This is a genomic window from Mycolicibacterium celeriflavum (assembly GCF_010731795.1).
Classification (GTDB): domain Bacteria; phylum Actinomycetota; class Actinomycetes; order Mycobacteriales; family Mycobacteriaceae; genus Mycobacterium; species Mycobacterium celeriflavum.
Map to the genome: position 1 here is coordinate 3801812 of NZ_AP022591.1, position 23591 is coordinate 3825402.

Below are 23591 nucleotides of genomic sequence, written 5' to 3' on the forward strand. Positions count from 1 at the left end.
TATCGGGCCTCGGGGACGTCTACGGGTGGTGTGAGACGGACGTGTCGGTTCGCAGCATTACTGTTATCTGCGATGGGCGGTGTCTTCTCGCGTCTGGTGGGTCAGCAGGCCGTGGAGGCTGAGTTGGTGGCCGCTGCGCGCGCTGCGCGCGGTGAGGCGACTCACACCGGCCTCGTGACCGGGACCATGACACACGCCTGGCTCATCACGGGCCCGCCAGGTTCGGGTCGTTCGGTTGCGGCGCTGTGCTTCGCGGCCGCGCTGCAGTGCACAGCCGAAGGTGCGCCCGGCTGTGGTGAATGCCGGGCGTGCACGACGACGATGGCCGGCACGCACGCCGATGTGCGTCGCATCATTCCCGAGGGACTGTCGATCGGCGTCGACGAGATGCGCGGCATCGTGCAGATCGCGTCTCGGCGGCCGGGCACCGGGCGATGGCAGATCGTGTTGATCGAGGATGCCGATCGGCTCACGGAGGGGGCGGCGAACGCGCTGCTCAAAGTGGTGGAGGAGCCGCCGCCGTCGACGGTGTTCCTGCTGTGCGCGCCGTCGGTGGACCCGGAGGACATCGCGATCACGCTCCGGTCGCGGTGCCGGCACGTCGCGCTGGTGACACCGACGGTGGACGCCATCGCGGACGTGCTGGTCGACAGCGACGGGCTGCCGGAGGCCGACGCCCGATGGGCGGCGTCGGTCAGCGGCGGCCATGTCGGCAGGGCCAGGCGGCTGGCCACCGACGAGGCGGCGCGCGAGCGCAGGAAGCGGGCGCTGGGGTTGGCGCGGGACGCGGCGACTCCGTCGCGGGCTTACGCCGCGGCCGAGGAGTTGGTGAAGACGGCCGAGGACGAGGCCTTGGCGCTGACGGTGGACCGCAACGAGGCCGAGACGGAGGAACTGCGCACCGCACTCGGCGCGGGCGGCACCGGCAAAGGCACGGCCGGCTCGCTGCGCGGCGCGGCGGGCGCCCTGAATGCCCTTGAGCGACGGCAGAAGTCGCGCAAGACGCGCGCGTCGCGTGATTCACTCGACCGGGCGCTGATCGACCTGGCGACGTACTTCCGCGACGCGCTGCTGGTGGCCTCGGGTGCGGGTGATGTCCAGCACCACCATCCCGATATGGGTGATGAGGTCGCCAAGATCGCCGCGCACGCGTCGCCGGAGAAGCTGTTGCGCTGCATCGAGGCGGTGCTGGAGTGCCGCGAGGCGCTGGCGGTGAACGTCAAGCCGAAGTTCGCGGTCGACGCGATGGTTGCCACCGTCGGGCGCGCACTGCGCGACTGAGTTGGGTCCGCGACGGGCCCTGCCGTAGACTCGTGCCGCCGCTACGGCGCTTGGCCCCTCGCGCAAGCGCTCATCGCGGGCGCCGGCCACCTTAGCTCAGTCGGCAGAGCGGCTCACTCGTAATGAGCAGGTCAGGAGTTCGATTCTCCTAGGTGGCTCCAGTTCTTTGTATTACGTCGGCTGAGGCTTGACGTTTTTACTTCGGTTGATGGCTGACAGTGTTTCGGCTGATGCTTTACACCTACTTCGGTTGATCCTTGACACTCCCTAGATGAGGGAGTTGAGCGTGGTTGAGCAGCGGTATCAGGCTGTGTTGGCGGTGATCAGCGATGGGTTGTCGATCTCGCAGGTTGCCCACAAGGTTGGTGTGTCGCGCCAGACGTTGCACGCGTGGTTGGCCCGGTATGAGGCCGAGGGTCTGGAAGGGTTGGCGGATCGGTCGCATCGGCCGGTGTCGTGTCCGCATCAGATGCCGGCCGAGGTGGAGGCCCGTCTGCTGGAACTGCGCCGCTCACGTCCGTACTGGGGGCCGCGGCGGTTGGTGTTCGAGCTGGCCAAACGAGGTGTGAGGCCCGTGCCGTCGGAATCGGCGGCCTATCGCGCATTGGTTCGGGCGCAGATGATCGATCCGCACCTGCGGGACCGTCGCTCACGCAAGTGGAAGCGCTGGGAACGGGCCGCGGCGATGGAGTTGTGGCAGATGGATGTGGTCGGTGGGTTCGCCCTGGCTGATGGCACATCGGCCAAGGTGTTGACCGGGATAGACGATCACTCGCGAATGTGTGTATGCGCAGCGGTGATGGCGCGTGAACGGACACGGGCCGTCTGCGATGGGTTGCGTGCCGCGCTAGCGGCGTTCGGGGCACCAGCGCAGATCCTGACCGACAACGGCAAGGTGTTCACCGGGCGGTTCAACCATCCGCCGGTCGAGGTGCTCTTCGATGCGATCTGCCGCCAGCACGGGATCGATCACATATTGACCCAGCCGCGCAGCCCGACCACGACCGGCAAAATCGAACGGTTCCACCGCACCCTTCGCCTCGAGTTCCTCAGCGGGCATGCGCCTTTCGCGGATCTAAAGTCAGCCCAGCAGGCGCTCGAGGAGTGGGTGGCGTTCTACAACACGGCCCGCCCACATCAGGCGCTACAGATGGCCACACCGGCCTCGCGGTTCAGCGCCGACCCGGCAGCGGCCGCTGCGACCGCACCGATGCCACCAGTCGAGGGATGCAGCCAGGAACGCACCGGCTCGCATTGGGTAAGCAGGCGAGTAACCACCAACGGCGTGGTGTGCGTGTCCTGGCAACAGGTCAGCCTGGGACGCCACTACAGCGGCTCACGCTGCGACGTCCATGTCGACGGCCAGCTGCTGCGCTTCTACATCGGCGACGTTCTGGTCAAGACCGCCGCCCGCAATAGCACCGGCGAGGTAAGAAACAAAAGGGCTCTGCGCACCAGCACCGAGCCCTGAACACAACAACGAGTGTCAAGAATCAACCGGAACCGATCCGACAAGCATCAACCGAAGCCCAACAGTGGCTCCAGTTCTTTCCGGTTTTCGCCGAGCGCACGCTCGGTGTACGGGTTTCTCGGATTTGCGTACCTCCGCCGTGCACTCAGTGAAGGAACTTCTGATCGCCGAGCGCGCGAAATTCTTGCTCCAGCGCCCGGATGCGTCCGCCGATCGCGTGGGACTCGGCATTGGAGCGGTGCATGATTTCCTGCAGTTCCGCCAGTCCCTTCTGGGCGATGACCATGCGCATCAGGGCGCCGTTCTCGCCCGGCGGGACGCTGTTGGCGGTGTCGACGACCCACTTGCGCAAGTCGTCGAGATTGCGCCGGCCGGCGTCGACCGACTGCGCGGAGTTGTCGACTTCGGTGGCCAGTCGCCGGTCCAGATCGGCCAGGTGGCCGATCACCCGCCGGTGCTCGGTGTTGGCCTCGTCGTACTCGGTGGCCGCGCTGCCGGTCCACCGTGGGCCCAGTGCGGCCGACTCCAGGGTGGATTGCAGCCCGCGCAGCGTGCTGCTGTTGTCGTATTGCGCGCCGGTCTGCGGGGTGCCCTCACCATAGGTCTGGCGCGCGTTCGACCAAGTCGTCAGGAACGCGTCGATCACGCTCATCGGTCAAGTATCTCAGCCCGCCGACTACCTCGGCGCCACGAATCCGACCGGCCCCGACGCGATGCACACCGACAACGCCGCGGTGTTCGCGCGCACGTCGATCGCGTCTCCGGCCCCCGGCAGTCGGACGAACACCCGGTTCAGCCCCGGTCGGACCGGCACCTTGACTTCCTGCCCTTCCGACAGCGACATCATCATCGAGCCGTCGCTGTTGGCCAGGTAGTTGATCTCTGCCGTCCAGTCGGCCGGCAGCAACGGACCGTCCAACGGCATCCGGACCGGGGCATCGGGTTGCACCAGATATCCGCAATCAGGCGCCGGCCCGGGTGCGATGCTGCGCACCCACGTGACCGTCGCGTCGACCACTCGACCCGCTCTGTCCAGCATCCGCAATTCCGGTGTGGCTGCGGCGAATTCGGGGCGGTCCGACAGCAGCGCGAACATGCGGCTGGCGCGGTTCTCGGGCCCCACCACCCGCTGCAACACCATCGGATCGACCTCCTGGTCGAGCATCGGCGCATCGGACGTCCGGGCGGCTTCGGCCAACCCCGCCACCGCATTCTGCAGATACGGTTGGGCCGGGTTGTCGCGCCAACTCGTCAGGAATGTCGCGGTCGAGTACAGGCTGCTCGCCACGAATACCGCGGTCAGCGAACAGATCACGGCCGTGCGCACCCGCGACTCGTCCAGCCATCCCGACCTCTCCCGGTTCGGCGCGCACAGTCCGACCGCCGCCAGCAGCGCCAGCACGACGACGAGATCCGGCAGATAGCGCAGCGTCTGCGCCAGTTCCAAAGCGGTGAACTGCGACGACCGCATCAGGTAGATCGGGATCTGGCAGGCCACCGCGTAGCCCGCCGCCACCAGCCACACCGCGCCGATGCGCCGCTTCCGCAGCACCGACAGCACAATCACCGCGGCCAGCGCCACCCAACCCAGCACCATCACCGTCAGCGGCGGTGTTCCCCACGGCGAGGCCGGGGCCCAACGCTGCCAGTCCCACGGCCCGCCGACCAGGCCCGGCACAATCCCGTGCGTCACCGACCGCGCGAGCAGGTCCCACGTCATCGCCAGGTCCAAACTCCAGCGCTTCTGGTCCACCACGACGAGGTACACGGCGATCCATCCAACCGTAATCAGCAGCGACGGCAGCCACAGGCGGATGCCTTTGCGCCACACCGTTTTCACCGATGCGGTATCGGTCACGTACGCCAGCAGCGCCGCCACCGCGAATGCGACGAACGGGATCACCGCCGCCTTCTCGAAGAACAGCAACCCGCCGACGTACACCAACAAGCCCGTCGCCGCGTAACGCCCGTTGCCGGTGCGCACCAACAGGATCGCGTCGCCGCACACCCACGCCATCGCGGCCAGCATCGGCAGCGAGTTCAATGCCGCGGCCCACCACGCGAAGCCGGGCACCGCCAGCGGCGTGAACAACGCAAACGTCAACGGCAGCAACAACACCGGGCGCCAACCGAGGATCACGTGCAAGGTCCGCAGCAACGCCAACGAGGCCAGCAACTGCAGAACCAGCAGGCTGATCGCCGGGCCAACCCAGTTCAGCGGTGCCAACCGGGTGATGCCGCCCGCGACGAAGAACGCCCCCGGCATGACGTGGCCGTCGTGGTCGTCGAACAAATATCCCGGCGACAGCAGTGCCTGCGTGCCCGCGCGACCGATCAGGATCAGATCGTCCCAGTAGAAGTAGCCGCCGAACGCAAGCACCGCCCGGATCGCCAACTGCACGACGATCAGGACGACGGCGGTGCGAGCGACCCAGGTGCCCAGCCAGGAATTACCGGGGATACGCGTCCCCTGCTTGCCGGCGCGCGGTCCATGCGGAGCGCACCATTTCCTCCAACGAATGCCGCATCTGCCAGTCCAGGTCGCGCGCCGCCAGATCGCCGGAGGCGACGATGCGCGCCGGGTCACCGGGTCGGCGCGCGGCGATGACCGGCTCGAAGTCGAAGCCGGTGACATCGCGGATCGTCGTCATGATCTCGCGAACCGAGGTGCCGTTACCGCTGCCGAGGTTGTAGACGGGTTCGATCGGCTCGTCGGCGGCCAATCGCTTTGCCGCGGCGACGTGCGCGAGCGCCAGATCCGACACGTGGATGTAGTCGCGCACGCAGGTGCCGTCCGGGGTGGGGTAGTCCGCACCGTTGATCCGCGGGGTCTCGCCGCGGCAGAGCATGTCGAACACCAGGGGAAATAGGTTGTGTGGGCTGACGTCGAACAGTTCCTCCGACCCGGAGCCGACCACATTGAAGTAACGCAGGCTCGTGTGCCGCAAGTCGGACGGACGGGCCGCGTCGCGAATGATCCACTCGCCCACCAGCTTACTGACACCGTAGGGCGATTCGGGTGCGGTCGGCGTCTGCTCCGTGACGATGTCGACATCCGGTGTGCCATAGGTGGCCGCGCTGGACGAGAACACGATCTTGTCGGTGCCGGCGGCCTCCATCGCCTTGAGCAGCGTGACTGTCGCAGAGACGTTCTGCTCGTAGGTGTGTAGCGGCCGTTGCACCGAGACGCCTGCGTACTTGAAGCCCGCGATGTGTACGACGCCGGACACGCGATGCTCGTCGAGCGTACGGGCGACGAGTTCACCGTCGAGCAGGCTGCCGCGCACCAGAGGGACGGTCGAGGGAACGAATCGCTCGAGACCGGTCGAGAAGTCGTCGATCACCACCACAGGCACGTCGGCGGCCGAGAAAGCGCGCACCACATGCGAACCGATGTATCCCGCGCCGCCGGTCACCAACCAATTGACGTGCTCCCCGCCATGAATAGCGGGAACTCCCGTGCGGCTACCCCGCTGTTGGGATGCTTCTTGCTTCATCGCCCCGAACCTCTCGATCGGGAGGACTTACCGGGGCTCGGCAAGCGTTTAGTCTCTCCGCCCGCCCGGCGGCGAGAATGACTTTGGCGGCGTTGTGATCGCGGTCGTGGACCACCCAGCAAGCCGGGCAAGTCCACGAACGCACTTGTAGTGGAAGTTCGTCGAGCCGATGTCCGCACTGCGAGCATGTCTTGCTCGAGGCCAACCATCGCGACACCTGATGCACGGTGCGCCCGTAGCGGTCGGCCTTCTCGCCAATGATCCGCACGAACTGTCCCCAGCCCGCATCCGAGATCGAGCGAGCGAGGCGACGGTTTTTGAGCATGCCCACGATGTTGAGGTCTTCGACGTGGATCACTTGGTTGTCGCGAACCAGCGCCAAAGCCTGCTTGTGGTGATAGTCGCGCCTCGCGCGAGCCACCTCGTTGTGCGCGACAGCAACCTTGCGCCGCGATTTCTCTCTGTTCACTGATCCTTTCTGCCGACGGGACTTTTCCCGCTCCAACCGCGCCAGCTTGCGCAGCTTGCGTCTGAGATGCTTCGGATTTAGAACGTCGACTCGAGTGCCGTCCGTTGCCGAGATCGTCGCCAACCGGGTCAGGCCAACATCCACCCCAGCCTCCTGCTCCACCGGCGGTAACGGTGACGCTGGTACATCGACCACGAAGCTGGCGTAGAAATGCCCATCCGGCTCGCGGATGATGGTGACTGACGACGGCTCGCACGGCAGATCCCGCGACCAGCGCACCCGCACCTCGCCGATCTTGGCGAGATACAACCGCCCGTTGGACCGAACCGAAAATCCGTTGCGGGTAAGTCGGAACGACTGCCGGTAATCCTTGCGGGATTTCATCCGCGGCCGCCCCATCGTGCGTCCCTTGCGTTTCCCAGTGTGGGAGTTGAAATAATTCTGCCAGGCGCGGCGAGAGTCGTTGACCGACTGCACCAACGCTACACTGGGCACCTCGCACAGCCAGGCCCGCTCGGTGGTAGTTTTGGCTACGGTGATGACGCGGCGCTGAATCTCGCTGTGGGACAGTGTGAACCCCGCCCGATAGGCGTCGCCACGGACCCGTAGCGCGTCGTTGAACACTACCCGGCAACACCCAAAGACCCGCGCCAGAGTCATCTGCTGACCCGGTGTCGGTTCGATGCGATACCGGAAACGCATGTGCATAACCCGACTGTAAGGCCAGCCTGTGACAACTGAAACGCATCGCTGGGGTCGACACAGCGTGTCGTTCCTGCGCGACCACATGATTCTTGTGTTCACGTGGAGACGCGCAGCGTTCACCGACGCTCTGCTCAACTTCCGCGAGCACATGATGCGGGCGGTATGCGAGTCCAACGGCAAATCCGAGCGGGTGCATTCGCTCTTCGCCCATCAGCCAAAGCTGGCGATCTCCGTCCTGGCGCGCCCGGTCAACGGTCGAACGACCTACGTGGCGGGCCGCGAATTCACCGGAGGCGCACCGACGTCCATCATTCAGCAATACATCGAGGGATAAGCACGACCATTCTGAACGCCGAGCAACCCCGGCGCTCCTGAGCAATAGGGCTACCTCGCGCTGAAGTCTGAGGTCAACGACTAAGAATTTGGTCATTCGATCTTCCTTACGAGAGAACGGAGCTCCGACACCGTGCTCGGCCGCTGTTGCAATGTGTCGATCAAGCATCTGACCGCAAATTCGAGCGGCACAGATGCGCTGCCATACAGTGAATAATCGCCGGTGACCATTGCGGTAACCGACCCCGGTTCTGTATATGGATCCGCAATCCGACTCGACTCGCAAAGCGGCACAACTGCAACCGATTGAGTCCACACCGCCTCGGACAGCTCTGCCCACTTGGGTTTGCGACGGATTGCTCCCGCTTCAATCGTCAGCGCAGTCAACGCAATGAATTCCGGCTTGCCGCCGTGTTCGAGCCATCTGCCAAACCCGATAAGCCTGCTACCCGCAATATCAGAACGCGTCAACCCGCATTCTTCGCGTAGTTCGCGCTCCACGCCCCTGAGTAACGTGGACGCGGCGGAGTCGGAAAGGTCCCTTGGTTCCAGCGAGCCGGAGCCCGAAGGCGCGAGAAGCCGAGCCGAACTGCTACTTGCTTCCGACTGCAGTGGGAGTACTAGGAAGTCGTCGGTTGTCATAGCGAGTGTTGAGACGCCCAAAAGGTTTGCTAGCGCGCTCACACTTAGGGGCACGACGACCGACTCGCCGGCTGTGGACGGTGTGAGCAAGTACTCCTCGCGAAAATGCCATGGCACGCCGTGATGGCTGATATTCCATGGCGTGAGCATGTTGGAACACAGCCCGTCGAAGTAACGCGCGGGACGTAGCACGACCGGCAGGGGTTCACCGACCGTGTGCTCGTCCAGGTCGGATTCCATACGGACGCACAAGCTGTTGTAGCGGTACTTGCCGCGAGTCGTCCTGAACACCATTGCGGGTGCTCTCTCTTGCAATAGGCCTTCGAGGCGGAACTCGTCCGTCCTCCAATCGATCGCGGGATTCCAATCGGCTATTGCTCGGTTCACGTGTGCAGAGGTCGACATCGTCCCGCGGGCCATTCTCACGGTCAGAGGAAGACCGGGATCTCGAACAGTGATTTCGGGCGGGAAGAGAGGCAGGGCGTCGCCGAACTCCCATGGTGAGTGTTTATCGAACACGGCGCGGACGTCGCGCACTAACAAGACCAGAGTGACGCCTAGGCCCAGGACGCCGATGCCTACTTGCACGACCTGCAAGCGCGGAAGCGGCAGCAACGGTAGTAAGCCGAGTATTGCCCCGGTGACGCTAACCGCAAAGAGCCATTCATGTCGAACAATGAACGCGAGGACGTCTCGAAGACTTACCGCACGCGCGATCAATCCGCCGAGAAATTTTCTCCAGACGTGCACCCCGGCAGCATAGGCGCGCATTGTGTCCCGTCGATCACCCCGTCCGGCCCCGGGCAAGCGCCCACAGGTGCACCGCGATACCGACCACCGGCCCGCACATCAGCGCGATCACCGTGCGGGTCTGCAGGTCGAGCGGCAACAGCAGCAACAGCGTCGACGCGACCGTTGCCGACACCCAGCCCAGCGAGTACGCGCGGTGCAGGGACGCCGCCACCGCCGCCGCACCGGTCAGCGTGAGCAACGCGATCGCGGTCGCCCCGGCCGTCAGCCAGGCCAGCAGCGAGCCCTCGGCCCGGTACTCCGCGCCGAACCCGCTGCGCAGCAACCACGGTCCGACCGTCCACGCGGCCAGCATGCCCAGCGAACCGACAGCGGTGACCAGGATCGCGGGGGCGGCCAGCGCACGCAACCGGTGCGCGCGTTGGTCGACGAAGTGGGCGATCAGGTTTCCCTGCATCGCGGTCAGCGGAACAAGCAGCGGCGCCCGGGTCAGCGTCACCGCGAGGATCACCACACCTCCGGCCGCGCCGAGGTCGCCCGTGGTCGCCTTGAGCAGCACCGGAAATCCCATAACCAGGATCGCGCTGGCGCCCGCCGCGGCGATCGAGTGCATCGCGCCCCGCAGGAACGTCGCGGTGCGGACCGGGGTCAGCAGGCCGGCCGCGTGCCGGGTGCCGGGTGAGGCGATCAGCATGAGCAGCCATGCCACCGCACCCGCCACGGTGGCCCACAGATAGCCGACCAGCCCCCAGCTGATCAGAAACGTTGCGATGGCCACCAGCACCCGCAGGCCGGCGTCGGCCACCATCAGCGAGCCGTATGCCGTCCACCTGTTCAAACCCGCCAGCATCCCGAGCAGCGTTGCGTGCAGACAGAACCCGGCCAGGCCGACGGCTAGCAACGCGAGCGAGATCCACCGCGCTTCGACGAACACGTGCTCCGACCACAGTGGTGAGGTGACCGCGATGGCCGCTGCCGATACGACGCCGACGACGGCGGCCACCCGCACCGGACGGGTGTGTGGCCCGTCGGTTGCCTCGAGATCACCGGCGGTGCGCACTTCGCGGGTGGCCTCCTGCAGCAGGCCGAACGCCGCACCCGTGGCCAGTCCGAACGCTCCCCAGAACACCCCGAACACCGAAAAACCCACTGGCTCGAGGTCGCGGGCCGCCAGATACAGCACCGTGTATCCACACAACGCGGACACCGCGGTCGCCGCACCGACCCGAGCGACGCTGCCTCGTGCGGCCGGGCCGGACGGCGCTGTGCCGCTTGCGCTGAGGGCATCGAACGGCGCGCCCGCATCGGTCACGGCGGATCCAGGGCGGGAAGGTCGGTCGAATACAGCCAGCAGTCCCACAGCGGGCGCAGTGACTCACTCGCGTAATGCGATGCCAGTGCGGTGAAGTCGTCGGTCACCACCGTGCTGTGCCGGTAGCGCGCAGTCCAATCCTGCAGTAGTGCAAAGAAGTTGTCATCACCGAGATGGCGCCGCAGTACGTGCAACGTCAGCGCGCCGCGCTTGTACACCCGGTCGTCGAACATGTCCCGTGGCCCCGGGTCGGCGAGGACAAGGTCCTGTGGCGAGTGTGCGAGCCGCTGATGGTAGTGGTGCGCCCAGTCCTCGGCGCTGCGTCCGCCGGAGTTCTCCGACCACAACCATTCGGCGTAGCAGGCGAACCCCTCGTGCAGCCAGATGTGGCGCCACCGCTTCGCGGTCACCGAGTTCCCGAACCACTGATGGGCGAGTTCATGCGCGATGAGCCGCTCGGCGCCGCGGCCGCCGTCGCAGTGATTGGCACCGAAGATCGAAATGCCCTGCGCCTCCAGCGGAATCTCGAGGTCGTCGTCGGTGACCACGACGGTGTAACCCTCGCTCAGCGGGTAGGCCCCGAACAACTTGACGAACAGCTTCATCATCTGCGGTTGGCGGGCGAAGTCGTGTTCGAAGTCGCGACGCAACCGGTCCGGCAGCACTGCGTCGATCGGAACGCCGTTCTCGGCCATGCGATGCCGCTCGTACATCCCGATCTGCACCGTGACCAGATATGTCGACGTCGGCTCCGGCAGCTCGTAGGTCCACGTCGTCATCCCGGCCCGGGCACGCCGGGACATCAACTCGCCGTTGGCGATCGCACGGTACGGGCTCTCGGTGGTGATCTGGATGCGAAAGCTCGCCTTGGCACTCGGGTGGTCGTCGCAGGGAAACCATGACGGTGCGCCGTTCGGCTGACCGGCGACCAGGGCTCCGTCGGTCAGCTCCTCGAACCCGATGTCACCCCAGAGCGACCGGATGGGCCGCGGGACGCCGCCGTAGCGCACGACGATCGTCATCGCCGCACCTGCAGGCAACGTGTCGCGCAACGCGATGTGCAGTTTGCCCGCCGAGCTGCGAAACCGTTGCGGGCGGGCGTCGTTGACGGTCACCTTCGTCGCCGACAGCGTGTCGGTGAGGTCAAGGGTGAACGTGCGCAACGCCGCCAGCGTCACCGCGATGATCGTCGCCGTGCCCGCGAGCCGGTTGATCGCCACCTTGTACTCGAGATCGAGTTCATAGCGTGACACCCGGTACCCGAAGTTGCCGCTGGCCGGCACGTACGGGTCGATGACCGGCGCCCCGGCACCTCCGCTCCTCGCATCCGCGGTCTTCTTCTTGCTGCTCGTCACGCGGCCGTTGTTCTGGTCGAAGATGCCGACGCGCCGCGGCGCTTCTTGCGCGGCGCAATCCACGGCGCGATGGGGTTGCCCTGCCAGCGGGTGGACGGGGGCACCTCGTCGCCACGCATCACGAGCGAAGCCGGGCCGACGGTCGCTCCCGCACCGATGCGCGCCGCGGGCAGTGCGACACAATGGGTGCCGAGTGTCGAACCGCGTTCGAGCACAACGGTGTCCATTCGCATGATCCTGTCGTGGAACAGGTGGGTCTGCACCACGCAGCCACGGTTGACGGTGGCGCCCGTCTCGAGCGTGACCAGGTCGGCCTCCGGCAGCCAGTACGTCTCGCACCAGACACCGCGGCCGATTCGGGCGCCCAGTGCGCGCAGCCACAGGTTCATCACCGGCGTGCCGCTGGCGGCGCGCGCGAACCAGGGCGCTGCGACGGTTTCGACGAAGGTGTCGGAGACCTCGTTACGCCAGACGAACGGTGACCACAGGGGATGCTCGAGGGCCTCGATACGGCCGACCACAAGCCATTTCGCGACAACGGCGGTGACGCCGGCGACGGCGCCCGCCGCCAGCAGCACCGCACCACCGGCCAGCGCAGCCCACCCCCAACCGGTATGCACGGCCAGCCACTGCAGGACCAACAACACCGCGACACCGATCCCGAACGTCACGATCAGCGCAGCGATGCGGCACGTCTCGACCAGCCCGCGCAGCAGCTTCAGCCGTGCCGACGGTCGAAACGTGCGCAGCGCGTCGGCCGCGGTCGGTTTGCGGCGCAACCTGACCGGCGGACTGCCCAGCCAGGACGACCCCGCCTTGGCTTTACGTGGGGCCGCCGACAGCACCGCCACCAGCCCGTCGTCGGGCACCCTGCGGCCCGGTTGGGTGATGCCCGAGTTGCCTAGGAAAGCGCGCTTGCCGATTGTCGCCTTCGCAACGTGGATCCAGCCGCCGCCCAGTTCATAGGAAGCCACCATGGTGTCGTCGGCCAGGAATGCGCCGTCCTCCACGACCGTGAACTTCGGGGTGAACAGCGCCGTCGAAATCTCTGTTCCGCGACCCACTTTGGCGCCGAGAAGTCGCAACCACCACGGCGTGAGCAGGCTTGCATAGATCGGGAACAGATATGTGCGCGCGGCGTCCATCAGGCGCTCGGTGGCCCAGATCTGCCATCCGGCGCGGCTGCGCACCGGGTGATAGCCCTCCCGTAGTCCCAGCGACAGCAGTCGCACTCCGGCCACCGTCAACACCGCGTAGGTCAGCGCCGCAGCCAGCGTCGCGACCGGCGTCCACAGGACAGCGGGCACGATCGCGTCCGTCACCGACTCGGTATCGCGGATGCCGTAACCCAGCACGGCCAACCCGGCGGCGATCGCGAGCAGCGGCAGCCCGCCGAGGAAAAGGGAGGTAACGCCGTAGACCGCTACCCACAGCGGGGCCCGGCGCGGGCGGTGGTCCGGCCACGGGTGCCGCGCCTTGCCCGACTTCACCGCGGGCGAACCCTTCCAGTATTGACCGTTTTTCACCTTGCCGACGACTCCGGACCCGGGCGCCACATCGGCGTTCTTTCCGACGACGGCGCCCGGCAGCAGCGTCGTGCGCGCACCGATGGTCGCGTCGTTCCCGACCGTGATCGGCCCGACGTGGAACCGGTCGCCGTCGATCCAGTGGCCGGACAAATCGACCTCGGGCTCGATCGAGCTGCGGTGCCCGAGCTTGAGCATGCCGGTCACCGGCGGAGTCGAGTGCAAGTCCACGCCCTTGCCGACTATGTTGCCCAGTGCCCGCGCGTAGAACACCAACCACGGTGCACCCGAAAGGTTTTCGGCACCGCTGGCTTCGGCGATCCGCTCGGCGAGCCACACCCGCAGGTGGACGGGCCCGCCGCGCCGGTAGGTGCCGGGTTGCAGCCCGCCGAGCAGCAGTCGGGCGCACAGCGCCGCGATGCCCATCCGGCCGAGCGGTGTGACGAACAGGACGAAGCCGACACCCACCCACCACCAGTTCAGCTGCGTGGTCCACGGCACCAGGCCGGCCAGAACGTTGTTGGCCAACGCCAGCCACACCACCCACTGCAACCCGGTCAGCGTGGCCAGCGGCAGCGACAACACCACCTGTACCCCCTGCGCGAGATGCGACGTCGGCTTCACCTCGCGCGCAGCCACCTGCGGCGGTGGATCCAATTCGTCGAGGAAGCTCGCCAGCGAACCCAGCCGAGGATGGTCGTAGAGGTCCCCGACGGTCACCTGAGGATGCCGCCCGCGTAACGCGGCGACCAGTTTCGCCGCCGACAGTGAGCCCCCGCCGAGTGCGAAGAAGTCCGCCTCGGGGCCGTCCACCGGGGCGGCCAGCACGTCGCGCCATAGGCCGGCGAGCCAGCCCATCGTGCCCGCCAGGTCGGCGCCGTGGTCTCCGGCGTCGCTTCGGGCCGGGTCGATCGGCCACGGCAGCGCGTCGCGGTCGACCTTGCCCGACGTGCGGGTCGGCAGGTCGTCGACGAGCACGAGTCGTGGGACCAGCGCCGCAGGCAATGTCTCGGCCAGCGTGACACGCGCCTTCGCGAGGTCGAACGACGGGTCGGCGCTGGCGACGTAGCCGACCAGCAGCGGCGTGCCGCTGGCCGTTCGGCGCACCGCGGCTGCGCCGCCGCTCACCCCGGGCAGGTTGACCAGCGCGGCGTCCACCTCACCCAGTTCGATGCGCCGCCCGCCGACCTTGACCTGGTCGTCGGCGCGGCCGACGAAGTAGAGGCCGTCGCATTCCAGCCGCACCAGGTCACCACTGCGGTAGGCGCGCGACCACCCCAGCAGCGGCATCGGCGCGTATTTCTCCGCGTCCTTGTCACGGTCGAGGTAGCGCGCCAGGCCCACCCCCCCGATAACGAGCTCGCCCACCTCGCCGTACGGCACCGGCTCACCGTTTGGATCGACCACGGCCAGGTCCCAGCCGGCCAGCGGTAGCCCGATGCTCACCGGGCCGTCTCCGGTCAGGCGGGCGGCGCATGCCACGACGGTCGCCTCGGTGGGTCCGTAGGTGTTCCACACCTCGCGGCCCTCGACGGCCAGCCGGTCCGCCAGGTCGGGCGGGCAGGCTTCACCGCCGAAGATCAGCAGGCGCACCGCCTCGAGCGCCTCCGCAGGCCACAGGGCGGCCAGGGTCGGCACCGTGGACACCACGGTGATGTCGCGTGCGACCAGCCACGGTCCCAAATCCATTCCGCTGCGCACCAGCGACCGCGGCGCGGGCACCAGACAGGCTCCGTGCCGCCAGGCCAGCCACATCTCCTCGCACGACGCGTCGAACGCCACCGACAACCCGGCCAGCACGCGGTCGCCCGGTCCGATCGGATTGTCTTGCAGGAACATTCGTGCCTCGGCATCGACGAACGCGGCGGCGCTGCGGTGGGTGACCGCGACACCTTTCGGGGTGCCGGTCGAGCCGGACGTGAAGATGATCCACGCGTCGTCGCGGCCCAGTGGCGACACCGCGCGCCAGCCACGCGAAGAACCGGGCCCGCGGGAAAGCCCTGCTTCGGTGATGATGGCCACCACGTTGGCCTCGGTGAACACCAGTTCGGCCCGCTCCTGCGGATCGTCGGCATCGACGGGCACGTAGGCGGCACCGGTGGCCAGCGTCGCAAGGATCGCGACGTACAGCGCGTAACTGCCCGACGGCATGCGGATGCCGATCCGGTCGCCGCGGCCGATGCCCCGCGCGGCCAGCCACCGCACGCTGTCCTCGATGTCGGTGATGAGTTCGGCGTAGGTGAGCTGCACCTCGCCGTCGTCGATGGCGGGCGCTTCGGGATGGCGGCCCGCGGTTTCGTAGAGGATGTCGATGAGCGTGCGAGGCGCCGGCGCCACCGGGGACAACACGTATTGAGGCGGTACTTCCGGCGGCAACTGCCCAGTCACGGCTACAAAACTACCCAGCGACGCGCTTGTGTCGCCCGCGCCGCACGCTGGGCGTGATCACGATTGTTTGATTTCCCCCGGTTTCGGTCATCCGCAGGTACCTGGCAGAATCGGCTGCGGAGGGGAGTATTCCTTCGCCGCGGCGTCGTCATCACGTCGGCCGTCATCGGACGACCGGTGCTGCGGGCCGGCACGAGCCGTCGTGGCGGTGGAAGAGACCTCCGGCGCTTTTGACGACCGGAGGATCAGTGAACGTTTCCCAACTCGAATGGATCATCACGCTGAGCGTGACGATCGGCATCCTGCTGTTCGACGTCGTCGTGATCGGCCGACGGCCGCACGAACCGTCGAAACGGGAGACCGGGATCGCGCTGACGATCTACGTCGGGCTGGCGATCGCGTTCGGGTTGTGGACCTGGTTCTTCCACGGCGGCCAGTACGGGCTCGAGTTCTTCGCCGGCTGGCTCACCGAATACAGCCTGTCGGTGGACAACCTGTTCGTGTTCCTGATCATCATGGCGAGCTTCAACGTGCCCAGGAAGTACCAGCAGCAGGCGCTTCTGGTGGGCATCATCCTGGCGTTGATCTTCCGCGGCATCTTCATCGCTCTGGGCGCCGTGGCGATCAACCAGTTCTCGTGGGTGTTCTACATCTTCGCCGCGTTCCTGATCTACACCGCGATCAACCTCGCCCGCGACACCGATCACGAGGACGACGGCGACAACATCGTGGTGAGGTTCGCACGCAACCACCTGAGCATGACCGACAAGTGGGACGGCCTGAAGCTGTGGGTGAAGGACAACGGCAAGCGGCTGATGACGCCGATGTTCCTCGTCATCGTCGCGCTCGGCACCACTGACCTGATCTTCGCGCTCGACTCCATTCCGGCCATTTACGGCCTGACACAGGAGCCGTACCTGGTCTTCACGGCGAACGTGTTCGCGCTGATGGGGTTGCGCCAGCTGTACTTCCTGCTGGGCGACCTGCTCAAGCGACTGGTCTTCTTGTCCCAGGGCCTCGCGTTCATCCTGGGGTTCATCGGGGTGAAGCTACTGCTGCATGCGCTACACGAGAACGAGGTGCCGTTCATCAACGGCGGCGAGCACGTTCCGGTGCCCGAGATCCCGACGCTTCTGTCGCTGGGTGTGATCGTCGTGACGCTGCTCATCACCACCGCGGCGAGCCTTTACAAGACGCGGGTGCACGACGTGAAGAACGGTGCGAGCGAAACCCCGAAATCGATCGATTCGCGCTGAGCGGTCAGGCGAGAGCTTCGTAGACGAGTTTCGCGTAGCGGTTGGTGCGCTCGGTTCCGGTGGTGCCCGGACCCATCCGGTTCATCACATAAGTCAACGTCGTGCGACGGTCGACATCCATCACCGCCATCGAACCGCCCCAGCCGCCCCAGAAGCAGATCTTCCCTTCCGGGATAGCGGGAACGCTTGCCGGACAAGGCAGTCCGAAGCCGATGCCGAAGCGCAGCGGGATGATCAACACCTGATCCGGGCCGTCGGACTGCTCGTCGAAGATCAGGTCGATGGTCTCGGGACGTAACAGCTGCACACCGTTCGCCTTGCCGCCCAGCGAGATCGGCGACAGGGCCCGCGCGAGCCCTCGAGCGTTGCCGTGGCCGTTGGCGCCGCCGATGTCCGCGCGCCGCCACGCCGTCGTCTCGGCGATCGCGGCGACATCCTGGTCGGGCCGGATCGTGCCAAACGTCTTCAGCATCGGATGGTCCTGCGGCAGCAGGTCGAACGGCAGCTCGAGCGGCGGAGGTGGGATCAGCTCGGCGATCCGGTGGTCGTCGTCGGGTCCGGCGCCGATCTGCACGTCGGCGTTCAACGGCGCGGCGATCTCGTCGCGCACGAACTCCTTGAGCGTCTTGCCGGTGACGCGCCGGATCACCTCGCCGATCAGGTGGCCGTAGTTGAGTGCGTGATAGCCCGACGCCGTCCCGGGCGGCCACCACGGGGCCTGGCCCGCCAGGTGGCTGGTCGAACTGTCCCAGTCGTACATGTCCTCGAGACGAAACGGCGCCTCCCAGCCCGACACGCCGGAGGTGTGCGCCAACAGCTGCCGGACTTCGATGTCCTGCTTGCCGTTCGCCGCGAACTCCGGCCAGTAGTCCGCGACCGGGGCGTAGGGGTCGAGCTGGCCCCGGTCGATGACCATCAACCCCGCCAGCGCCGTGAGGGTTTTGGTGCAGGACCAGAAGTTGACGATCGTGTCGCGGCCCCACGCGATCGTCTTGGCGCGATCGGCGTGGCCGCCCCAGATGTCGACGACGGACTCGCCGTCGATGTCGACGGCGATGGACGCGCCGAGTTCCTCGCCCTTGGTGATCTCGTCGGCCAGCGCCTCGGCCACCTGGTCGAAACGGCTGTCCCACTGGCCGTCGATGATGTTGTGCATCGGCTCATCATGCCCGGTGCACCACACCGAGCATCACCAGTTGTCGTAGCCGCCCTCGGGACCCAGCATGCGCTCGAGGCGGGTGCGGTTGATCCGGGCCAACTCGTTGCGGACGATCTTGCGCTCGGTGTCGACGTCGTTGTGCATCCGGTCGGTCATCGTCGCCAGTACATCGGGGGCCTCGTAGCCGGTTACACACATCACGAAGCCGAATCCGAAGTGCTCGAAGTAGCGCTTGGCCGCCGTCCCCAGCTGCTCCATCACCTCGGGTTTGTCGCACCAGATCGCGCACTGCTCGGCCCGCGATTTCGCGCTGCCCGGCCGCCGTCCGATGTCGGGATGGGCCTCGAGGATCGAGTCGACGGAGGCCTCTGACAACCCGAACAGCAACGCGTCGGCCTCGCGGAACAACGTGGCGTGGTCGAGGTAGGGACGAGCGCGTGCCAGGTCGGCGGCCAACGGCACGCTGTAGCAGCACTCGTACACGGCGTGCACGGCCCTGCGCATCGGCATCGCGTTGAACACGTCGAGGCCGATCCCCTGATGCATCAACACAAATTCATGATCGAAGCCGTGGAGTACGGGCAGGTTACCTCGGGTTACATCGAGGAAAATTCAGTGCGCGCAGTGCCCAGGCTCAGTGGCCGGATTTCTTGAACCGCTCCACCGACGCCTGCACTTCGGCCTCGGCCTTCTCGCGGCCCACCCAGTCGGCGGCCTTGACGTACTTACCCGGTTCGAGGTCCTTGTAGTGCACGAAGAAGTGCTTGATGGCCTCGAGTTCGAAGGAGGGGACGTCTCCGAGGTCCTTGATGTGCTCCCACCGCGGGTCGCCGGCGGGCACGCACAGCACCTTGTCGTCGCCGCCGGCCTCGTCGGTCATCTGGAACATGGCGACCGGACGGACCTCGACGACGCAGCCGGGGAACACCGATTCGGGCAGCAGGACCAGCGCGTCGAGCGGGTCGCCGTCCTCACCGAGGGTGTCTTCGAAGAATCCGTAGTCGGTCGGATAGGCCATCGACGTATACAGGTAGCGGTCCAACTTCACCCGGCCGGTGTCGTGGTCCACCTCGTATTTGTTGCGCGAACCCTTGGGAATCTCGATGACTGCGTCGAACTGCACGGCGATGGCTCCTTGCCCTGTGCTCTGGTCTGGGTCGTCCTGTGAGAACGCGGGTCAACCTTAATGGAGCGATACGCTGCTGTACGGGGGCGGTCTAGATGAGCAGGAGGGGTATGCGGCCCACTGGGTGGCGACGATCCACGCATATGGCGGTCGGGCTGGCGGTGTTGGTGCTGATCGCCGTGGTCGTGGTGGTGGCCGCGCTGCTCACCGCGGGTCCGTCGACCGAAGCCGCCGCCGTCAAGCCGGCGCCCGCGCCCGCGACCGCGCACCCCGCCGTCGTGCCGGTTGCTGATTCGGCGCCGAGGCCGGCACCGCACCGGCTGGCCGCCATGCTCGCGCCGGCGCTGGCGGACCCGAACCTGGGCCACCTAACCGGCCAGGTCACCGACGCCATCACCGGAACGTCGCTGTGGGAGCAGGAAGCCGAGGTGCCGATGCAGCCGGCGTCGACCAACAAGACGCTGACCGCCGCCGCAGCGTTGCTGACACTGGACCGCGACGCCCGGCTGACCACCCGCGTGTACAGCGGCAGCAGGCCCGGGGCGGTGGTGCTCAAAGGGGGCGGCGACCCGACCCTGTCGGCCGCGCCCGACGGGCAGGAAACCTGGTACCACGACGCGGCCCGGATCAGCGACCTGGCCGAGCAGGTCCGAAGCACTGGCATCGAGGTGACGGCCGTGCAGGTCGACACCAGCACCTACAGCGGCCCGACGATGGCGCCGGGCTGGGATCCGCTGGACATCGACGGCGGGGACATCGCGCCGATGGAGTCGGTGATGCTCGACTGCGGGCGCACCCAACCGGTCAGCGTGGACTCCGCGCGTTCGCACACACCCGCGCTGGACGCCGGCCGGGCGCTGGCGGCCGCGCTGGAGATCGACCCGGCGAAGGTGAGCGTGCAGCCCGGAAGCGCCGGCGGCGCCAAGGAGATCGCCGCGGTGCAGTCGCCTCCGCTGATCCCGCGGCTGCGCGAGATGATGAACGCCTCGGACAACGTGATGGCCGAGGCGATCGGCCGGGAGGTGGCTGCGGAGAGGAACCTGCCGCAGAGCTTCGACGGTGCCGTCCGTGCGACGCTCGGCGCTCTCGAGGATGCCGGGATCGACACCGCCGGCGCGCGATTGTTCGATTCCAGCGGACTGTCTGTCGATGACCGCCTCACTGCGGAGACGCTGGACGAGGTGGTCCAGTCGGCGGCCGGAAGCGACCATCCGTCGCTGCGGCCGCTGGTCGATCTGCTGCCGATCGCCGGGGGCAGCGGAACACTGTCCAACCGTTATCTGGACACCGCCATCGTCAAGCCCGCCGCCGGTTTCCTGCGCGCCAAGACGGGGTCGCTGACCGGCACCAACTCACTGGCCGGCATCGTCACCGACGCGAGTGGACGCGTCCTGACGTTCGCGCTGATCTCCAACGACGCCGGCCCGACCGGACGCATCGCGCTCGACAACCTGGCCGCCACGCTGCGAAGGTGCGGATGCAGCGCATGACATCCACGACCAAGTCCTCGCCCTCCGTCGGCCGCGCCGTCGACTGGAAATTCGCGGCGACCATCGGGCAGAAGTTGGCCCGCCCGGGCCCGGCGTCGAGCGAGTACACGCGACGTCAGGTGATCGAGCAGTTGTCCGAGGCGGCGCGCTCCGCTGAACTGCCGGTGCGCGAGGTCACCGGATTGAACGAGGGCGGCGAGATCCCCGAGGCCAGGATCGTGGACCGGCCACAGTGGATCCGCGCGGCCACGCGATCCATGCGCGTGATGACCGGTGGGACGGAGAATCCCAAAGGCTTCATCAGCGGGCGGATAACCGGCGCCCAGACCGGCGCGGTGCTCGCATTCGTCTCGTCGGGCATCCTCGGCCAGTACGACCCGTTCGGCCCCGACGGCGGTGAACTGCTGCTGGTCTACCCCAACGTGATCGCCGTGGAACGGCAACTTCGCCTGCAGCCCTATGACTTCCGGCTGTGGGTGTGCCTGCACGAGGTCACCCACCGAGTGCAGTTCCGCGCCAACCCATGGCTGGCAGACCACATGTCTCGAGCGCTCGCCGTACTCACCGAGGAAAACAGCGACGACATCGCCGAAATGGTCTCGCGACTCGCCGAATTCATTCGTGGTCGCCGCGGGAACGCCAACGGGATTGCGCCGGATGCCAATTCGAACGGTGTGATCGGGCTGCTGCGGGCGGTGCAGTCCGAGCCGCAGCGCGAGGCACTCGACCAGCTTCTGGTGTTGGGCACGCTGCTCGAGGGTCACGCAGACCACGTGATGGACGCTGTCGGCCCAGCGGTGGTGCCGTCGGTGGCCACCATCCGCAGCCGGTTCGACGAGCGGCGTCAACGCAAACAGCCACCACTGCAGCGGGTGGTGCGCGCATTGCTCGGGTTCGACGCCAAGCTCAGCCAGTACACCCGCGGCAAGGCATTCGTCGACCACGTGGTGTCCGCTGTCGGGATGGCCCGGTTCAACTCCGTGTGGTCCGGCCCCGAAACACTGCCTCTGCCAACAGAAATCGATGAGCCGCAACGATGGATCGACAGGGTGCTGTAGCCGCGTTACGGGCGGCTGTCACAGCGTTCGCCCGTGACCACGGTGCCGGTGACGACCGCTGGTGCGTCGCGCTGTCCGGAGGTGCGGATTCGCTGGCGTTGACCTCAGCCGCGGCCGGTGTCAAACCGACCACCGCGTTGATCGTGGATCACCAGCTGCAGCTGGACTCTGCGGCCGTGGCGCAAACCGCACAGCAGCAGGCGAAGTCACTGGGATGCGTTGCGACACAGATTATCCGCATCGACATCGGCACCGTAGGCGGACCGGAAGCGGCGGCCCGCACCGCCCGCTACCGGGCGCTCGACGCAGCCCGGGACGGGGCGCCGGTGCTGCTCGGGCACACGCTGGACGACCAGGCCGAGACGGTGCTGCTGGGGTTGGGCCGCGGCTCCGGGCCGCGGTCCATCGCCGGCATGCGACCGTGTGACCCGCCGTGGTACCGGCCGCTGCTCGGCGTTCGGCGGGCGGTGACCCGGGCCGCGTGCGCCGAGCTCGGACTGACTCCGTGGCAGGATCCGCACAACTCCGACCGCCGCTTCACCCGGGTCCGGCTGCGGGAGGAGGTGTTGCCACTGCTCGAAGACGTGCTCGGCGGCGGCGTCGCCGAGGCGCTGGCCCGCACCGCGAGCGCACTGCGGGCCGACACCGACACCCTCGACGAACTGGCCGACCGCGCCCTGAGCGGGCTTCGCCGCGACGGTGCACTCGACACCGAAAAGCTGACCGTATTGCCGGAATCCCTGCGGCTGCGGGTGATTCGTCGCTGGCTGCTCGACGGTGGCGGCAGCGACCTGACCGACAAGCAGATCCGCGGAGTGGACGCCCTGGTGACCGCGTGGCGAGGCCAAGGCGGGGTGGCGGTCGGATCCCGCCTGCGCGAGCGACGGCTGATCGCCGCTCGCCGTGACGGCATGCTGACCCTGCACACCGAGCCGGTGCGAAACGTGGAAAACTGTGCCCGTGCCTGAGCAACCCGCCGAGCTGTACTCCGGCGACATCAAGTCGGTGCTGCTGTCGTCCGACGAGATTCAGGCAAAGATCGCCGAACTCGGTGCACGCATCGGCGAGGAGTACCGCGACGCCGTCGAGGCCGGAGGCCAAGACCTGCTGCTGGTGACCGTGCTCAAGGGCGCGGTGTTCTTCGTCACCGACCTCGCGCGCGCGATTCCGCTGCCGACGCAGTTAGAGTTCATGGCGGTCAGCTCGTATGGCTCGTCTACGTCGTCGTCGGGCGTCGTGCGCATCCTCAAGGACCTCGACCGCGACATCAACGACCGCGACGTGCTCATCGTCGAGGACATCGTGGATTCCGGCCTGACCCTGTCCTGGTTGTTGCGCAACCTCGCGACCCGCCATCCCCGTTCGCTGCGGGTGTGCACGCTGATGCGCAAACCCGACGCCGTGCGCGCCGACGTCGCCATCGCCTACGTCGGCTTCGACATCCCCAACGAGTTCGTCGTCGGCTACGGATTGGACTACGCCGAGCGCTACCGCGACCTCAACTACATCGGGACGCTGGACCCGAAGGTCTACGACCAGCAATAGGGCGACGATCCTCGCGCGTCACACCACTCAACGTTTTGCCGACAACGGGCGAGTAGCGGGCCGCAAAAAGTTGATCGGTGTGCAAGCTGAGGTGATTGCCGATCACGTAGCGGCGCAACCGGCAGGTGGCGTCGAAATCGACGTCAGCGCGCAGAAGCCCGAGAGGAATCCTCGGTGGTGTCGATCTCGGCGCGCCATCAGGCTCTGACCCGTCAGGTAGTGGTGCAA

Annotated in this window: 19 protein-coding genes and 1 tRNA gene; 9 read left to right on the top strand and 11 right to left on the bottom strand. The window is 67.0% G+C overall.

The annotated features are described in order from the left end of the window. Positions 1 to 72 precede the first annotated feature (72 nt). The 3 genes from G6N18_RS18420 to G6N18_RS18430 all read left to right on the top strand — a co-directional run bounded on the left by G6N18_RS18420 (position 73) and on the right by G6N18_RS18430 (position 2752). Positions 73 to 1281: a DNA polymerase III subunit delta' gene (locus G6N18_RS18420; protein ID WP_067222151.1), complete on the top strand. Its 1209-nt coding sequence runs from the start codon at positions 73 to 75 to the stop codon at positions 1279 to 1281. Positions 1282 to 1366: 85 nt separating this feature from the next. Then, positions 1367 to 1442: transfer RNA gene (locus G6N18_RS18425), tRNA-Thr, on the top strand. Between the two features lie 110 nt (positions 1443 to 1552). Next, the gene (locus G6N18_RS18430; protein ID WP_163689902.1) at positions 1553 to 2752 is read left to right on the top strand and encodes an IS481 family transposase; all 1200 of its coding nucleotides are present in this window, start codon (positions 1553 to 1555) and stop codon (positions 2750 to 2752) included. A 145-nt stretch (positions 2753 to 2897) separates the two neighbouring features. Here G6N18_RS18430 and G6N18_RS18435 read toward each other — a convergent pair whose 3' ends face one another. Genes G6N18_RS18435 through G6N18_RS18450 form a run of 4 tightly spaced genes read right to left on the bottom strand, consistent with a single transcriptional unit; the run spans position 2898 to position 7426 of the window. Beyond that, positions 2898 to 3404 (bottom strand): EspA/EspE family type VII secretion system effector, encoded by a 507-nt coding sequence (locus tag G6N18_RS18435; protein WP_083004597.1) that lies wholly within the window; start codon positions 3402 to 3404, stop codon positions 2898 to 2900. Positions 3405 to 3428: 24 nt separating this feature from the next. Then, complete coding sequence (locus G6N18_RS18440; protein ID WP_407663531.1) at positions 3429 to 5153, bottom strand: hypothetical protein; 1725 nt, start codon at positions 5151 to 5153, stop codon at positions 3429 to 3431. 49 nt (positions 5154 to 5202) lie between these two features. After that, positions 5203 to 6168: a UDP-glucose 4-epimerase GalE gene (gene galE, locus G6N18_RS18445; RefSeq protein ID WP_234806206.1), complete on the bottom strand. Its 966-nt coding sequence runs from the start codon at positions 6166 to 6168 to the stop codon at positions 5203 to 5205. Positions 6169 to 6217: 49 nt separating this feature from the next. Beyond that, positions 6218 to 7426 carry an RNA-guided endonuclease InsQ/TnpB family protein gene (locus G6N18_RS18450; protein WP_083004603.1) on the bottom strand — a complete coding sequence of 403 codons (1209 nt, stop codon included), beginning with the start codon at positions 7424 to 7426 and terminating at the stop codon, positions 6218 to 6220. A 22-nt stretch (positions 7427 to 7448) separates the two neighbouring features. Here G6N18_RS18450 and G6N18_RS18455 point away from each other — a divergent pair, with 22 nt between their 5' ends. Beyond that, the gene (locus G6N18_RS18455) at positions 7449 to 7757 is read left to right on the top strand and encodes a hypothetical protein (RefSeq protein WP_163689760.1); all 309 of its coding nucleotides are present in this window, start codon (positions 7449 to 7451) and stop codon (positions 7755 to 7757) included. A 92-nt stretch (positions 7758 to 7849) separates the two neighbouring features. Here G6N18_RS18455 and G6N18_RS18460 read toward each other — a convergent pair whose 3' ends face one another. Genes G6N18_RS18460 through G6N18_RS18475 form a run of 4 tightly spaced genes read right to left on the bottom strand, consistent with a single transcriptional unit; the run spans position 7850 to position 15729 of the window. Next, positions 7850 to 9169: a hypothetical protein gene (locus G6N18_RS18460; RefSeq protein ID WP_083004611.1), complete on the bottom strand. Its 1320-nt coding sequence runs from the start codon at positions 9167 to 9169 to the stop codon at positions 7850 to 7852. Positions 9170 to 9182: 13 nt separating this feature from the next. After that, the gene (locus tag G6N18_RS18465) at positions 9183 to 10460 is read right to left on the bottom strand and encodes a hypothetical protein (RefSeq protein WP_083004614.1); all 1278 of its coding nucleotides are present in this window, start codon (positions 10458 to 10460) and stop codon (positions 9183 to 9185) included. Next, positions 10457 to 11815 carry a M1 family metallopeptidase gene (locus G6N18_RS18470; protein ID WP_083004792.1) on the bottom strand — a complete coding sequence of 453 codons (1359 nt, stop codon included), beginning with the start codon at positions 11813 to 11815 and terminating at the stop codon, positions 10457 to 10459. The genes G6N18_RS18465 and G6N18_RS18470 overlap by 4 nt, the downstream gene beginning before the upstream one ends. Beyond that, complete coding sequence (locus G6N18_RS18475) at positions 11812 to 15729, bottom strand: Pls/PosA family non-ribosomal peptide synthetase (protein WP_083004617.1); 3918 nt, start codon at positions 15727 to 15729, stop codon at positions 11812 to 11814. Before G6N18_RS18475 ends, G6N18_RS18470 begins: the two co-directional genes overlap by 4 nt. Positions 15730 to 15977: 248 nt before the next feature. On the opposite strand from G6N18_RS18475, the gene G6N18_RS18480 reads away from it, so the two are divergent. After that, entirely contained in the window at positions 15978 to 16985 is a 1008-nt protein-coding gene (locus G6N18_RS18480; protein ID WP_067222167.1) for a TerC family protein, read from the top strand. 4 nt (positions 16986 to 16989) lie between these two features. Here G6N18_RS18480 and G6N18_RS18485 read toward each other — a convergent pair whose 3' ends face one another. The 3 genes from G6N18_RS18485 to G6N18_RS18495 all read right to left on the bottom strand — a co-directional run bounded on the left by G6N18_RS18485 (position 16990) and on the right by G6N18_RS18495 (position 19267). Then, positions 16990 to 18141 (bottom strand): serine hydrolase domain-containing protein, encoded by a 1152-nt coding sequence (locus tag G6N18_RS18485; RefSeq protein WP_083004795.1) that lies wholly within the window; start codon positions 18139 to 18141, stop codon positions 16990 to 16992. A 33-nt stretch (positions 18142 to 18174) separates the two neighbouring features. Beyond that, positions 18175 to 18696 (bottom strand): 2-oxo-4-hydroxy-4-carboxy-5-ureidoimidazoline decarboxylase, encoded by a 522-nt coding sequence (locus tag G6N18_RS18490; RefSeq protein ID WP_234806207.1) that lies wholly within the window; start codon positions 18694 to 18696, stop codon positions 18175 to 18177. 82 nt (positions 18697 to 18778) lie between these two features. Further along, positions 18779 to 19267 (bottom strand): inorganic diphosphatase, encoded by a 489-nt coding sequence (locus G6N18_RS18495; protein ID WP_067222171.1) that lies wholly within the window; start codon positions 19265 to 19267, stop codon positions 18779 to 18781. Positions 19268 to 19380: 113 nt separating this feature from the next. On the opposite strand from G6N18_RS18495, the gene dacB reads away from it, so the two are divergent. From dacB to hpt, 4 genes are read left to right on the top strand one after another with little or no spacing between them, the layout of a single operon-like run. Next, positions 19381 to 20760 carry a D-alanyl-D-alanine carboxypeptidase/D-alanyl-D-alanine endopeptidase gene (gene dacB, locus G6N18_RS18500; protein ID WP_083004620.1) on the top strand — a complete coding sequence of 460 codons (1380 nt, stop codon included), beginning with the start codon at positions 19381 to 19383 and terminating at the stop codon, positions 20758 to 20760. Continuing rightward, positions 20757 to 21818: an Rv3626c family coenzyme F420 biosynthesis-associated protein gene (locus tag G6N18_RS18505; protein WP_109749516.1), complete on the top strand. Its 1062-nt coding sequence runs from the start codon at positions 20757 to 20759 to the stop codon at positions 21816 to 21818. Before dacB ends, G6N18_RS18505 begins: the two co-directional genes overlap by 4 nt. Then, positions 21797 to 22786 carry a tRNA lysidine(34) synthetase TilS gene (gene tilS / locus G6N18_RS18510; protein WP_067222177.1) on the top strand — a complete coding sequence of 330 codons (990 nt, stop codon included), beginning with the start codon at positions 21797 to 21799 and terminating at the stop codon, positions 22784 to 22786. Before G6N18_RS18505 ends, tilS begins: the two co-directional genes overlap by 22 nt. Beyond that, complete coding sequence (hpt, locus tag G6N18_RS18515; protein WP_067222180.1) at positions 22773 to 23363, top strand: hypoxanthine phosphoribosyltransferase; 591 nt, start codon at positions 22773 to 22775, stop codon at positions 23361 to 23363. Before tilS ends, hpt begins: the two co-directional genes overlap by 14 nt. Positions 23364 to 23591 lie beyond the last annotated feature (228 nt).

Coding starts and splice junctions, on each gene's coding strand:
- G6N18_RS18460 (WP_083004611.1), bottom strand. CDS start 9,169: ATGCGCGCCTATGCTGCCGGGGTGCACGTCTGGAGAAAATTTCTCGGC.
- G6N18_RS18420 (WP_067222151.1), top strand. CDS start 73: ATGGGCGGTGTCTTCTCGCGTCTGGTGGGTCAGCAGGCCGTGGAGGCT.
- G6N18_RS18435 (WP_083004597.1), bottom strand. CDS start 3,404: ATGAGCGTGATCGACGCGTTCCTGACGACTTGGTCGAACGCGCGCCAG.
- G6N18_RS18430 (WP_163689902.1), top strand. CDS start 1,553: ATGAGGGAGTTGAGCGTGGTTGAGCAGCGGTATCAGGCTGTGTTGGCG.
- G6N18_RS18505 (WP_109749516.1), top strand. CDS start 20,757: ATGACATCCACGACCAAGTCCTCGCCCTCCGTCGGCCGCGCCGTCGAC.
- dacB (WP_083004620.1), top strand. CDS start 19,381: ATGCGGCCCACTGGGTGGCGACGATCCACGCATATGGCGGTCGGGCTG.
- tilS (WP_067222177.1), top strand. CDS start 21,797: ATGGATCGACAGGGTGCTGTAGCCGCGTTACGGGCGGCTGTCACAGCG.
- G6N18_RS18485 (WP_083004795.1), bottom strand. CDS start 18,141: ATGCACAACATCATCGACGGCCAGTGGGACAGCCGTTTCGACCAGGTG.
- G6N18_RS18450 (WP_083004603.1), bottom strand. CDS start 7,426: ATGCACATGCGTTTCCGGTATCGCATCGAACCGACACCGGGTCAGCAG.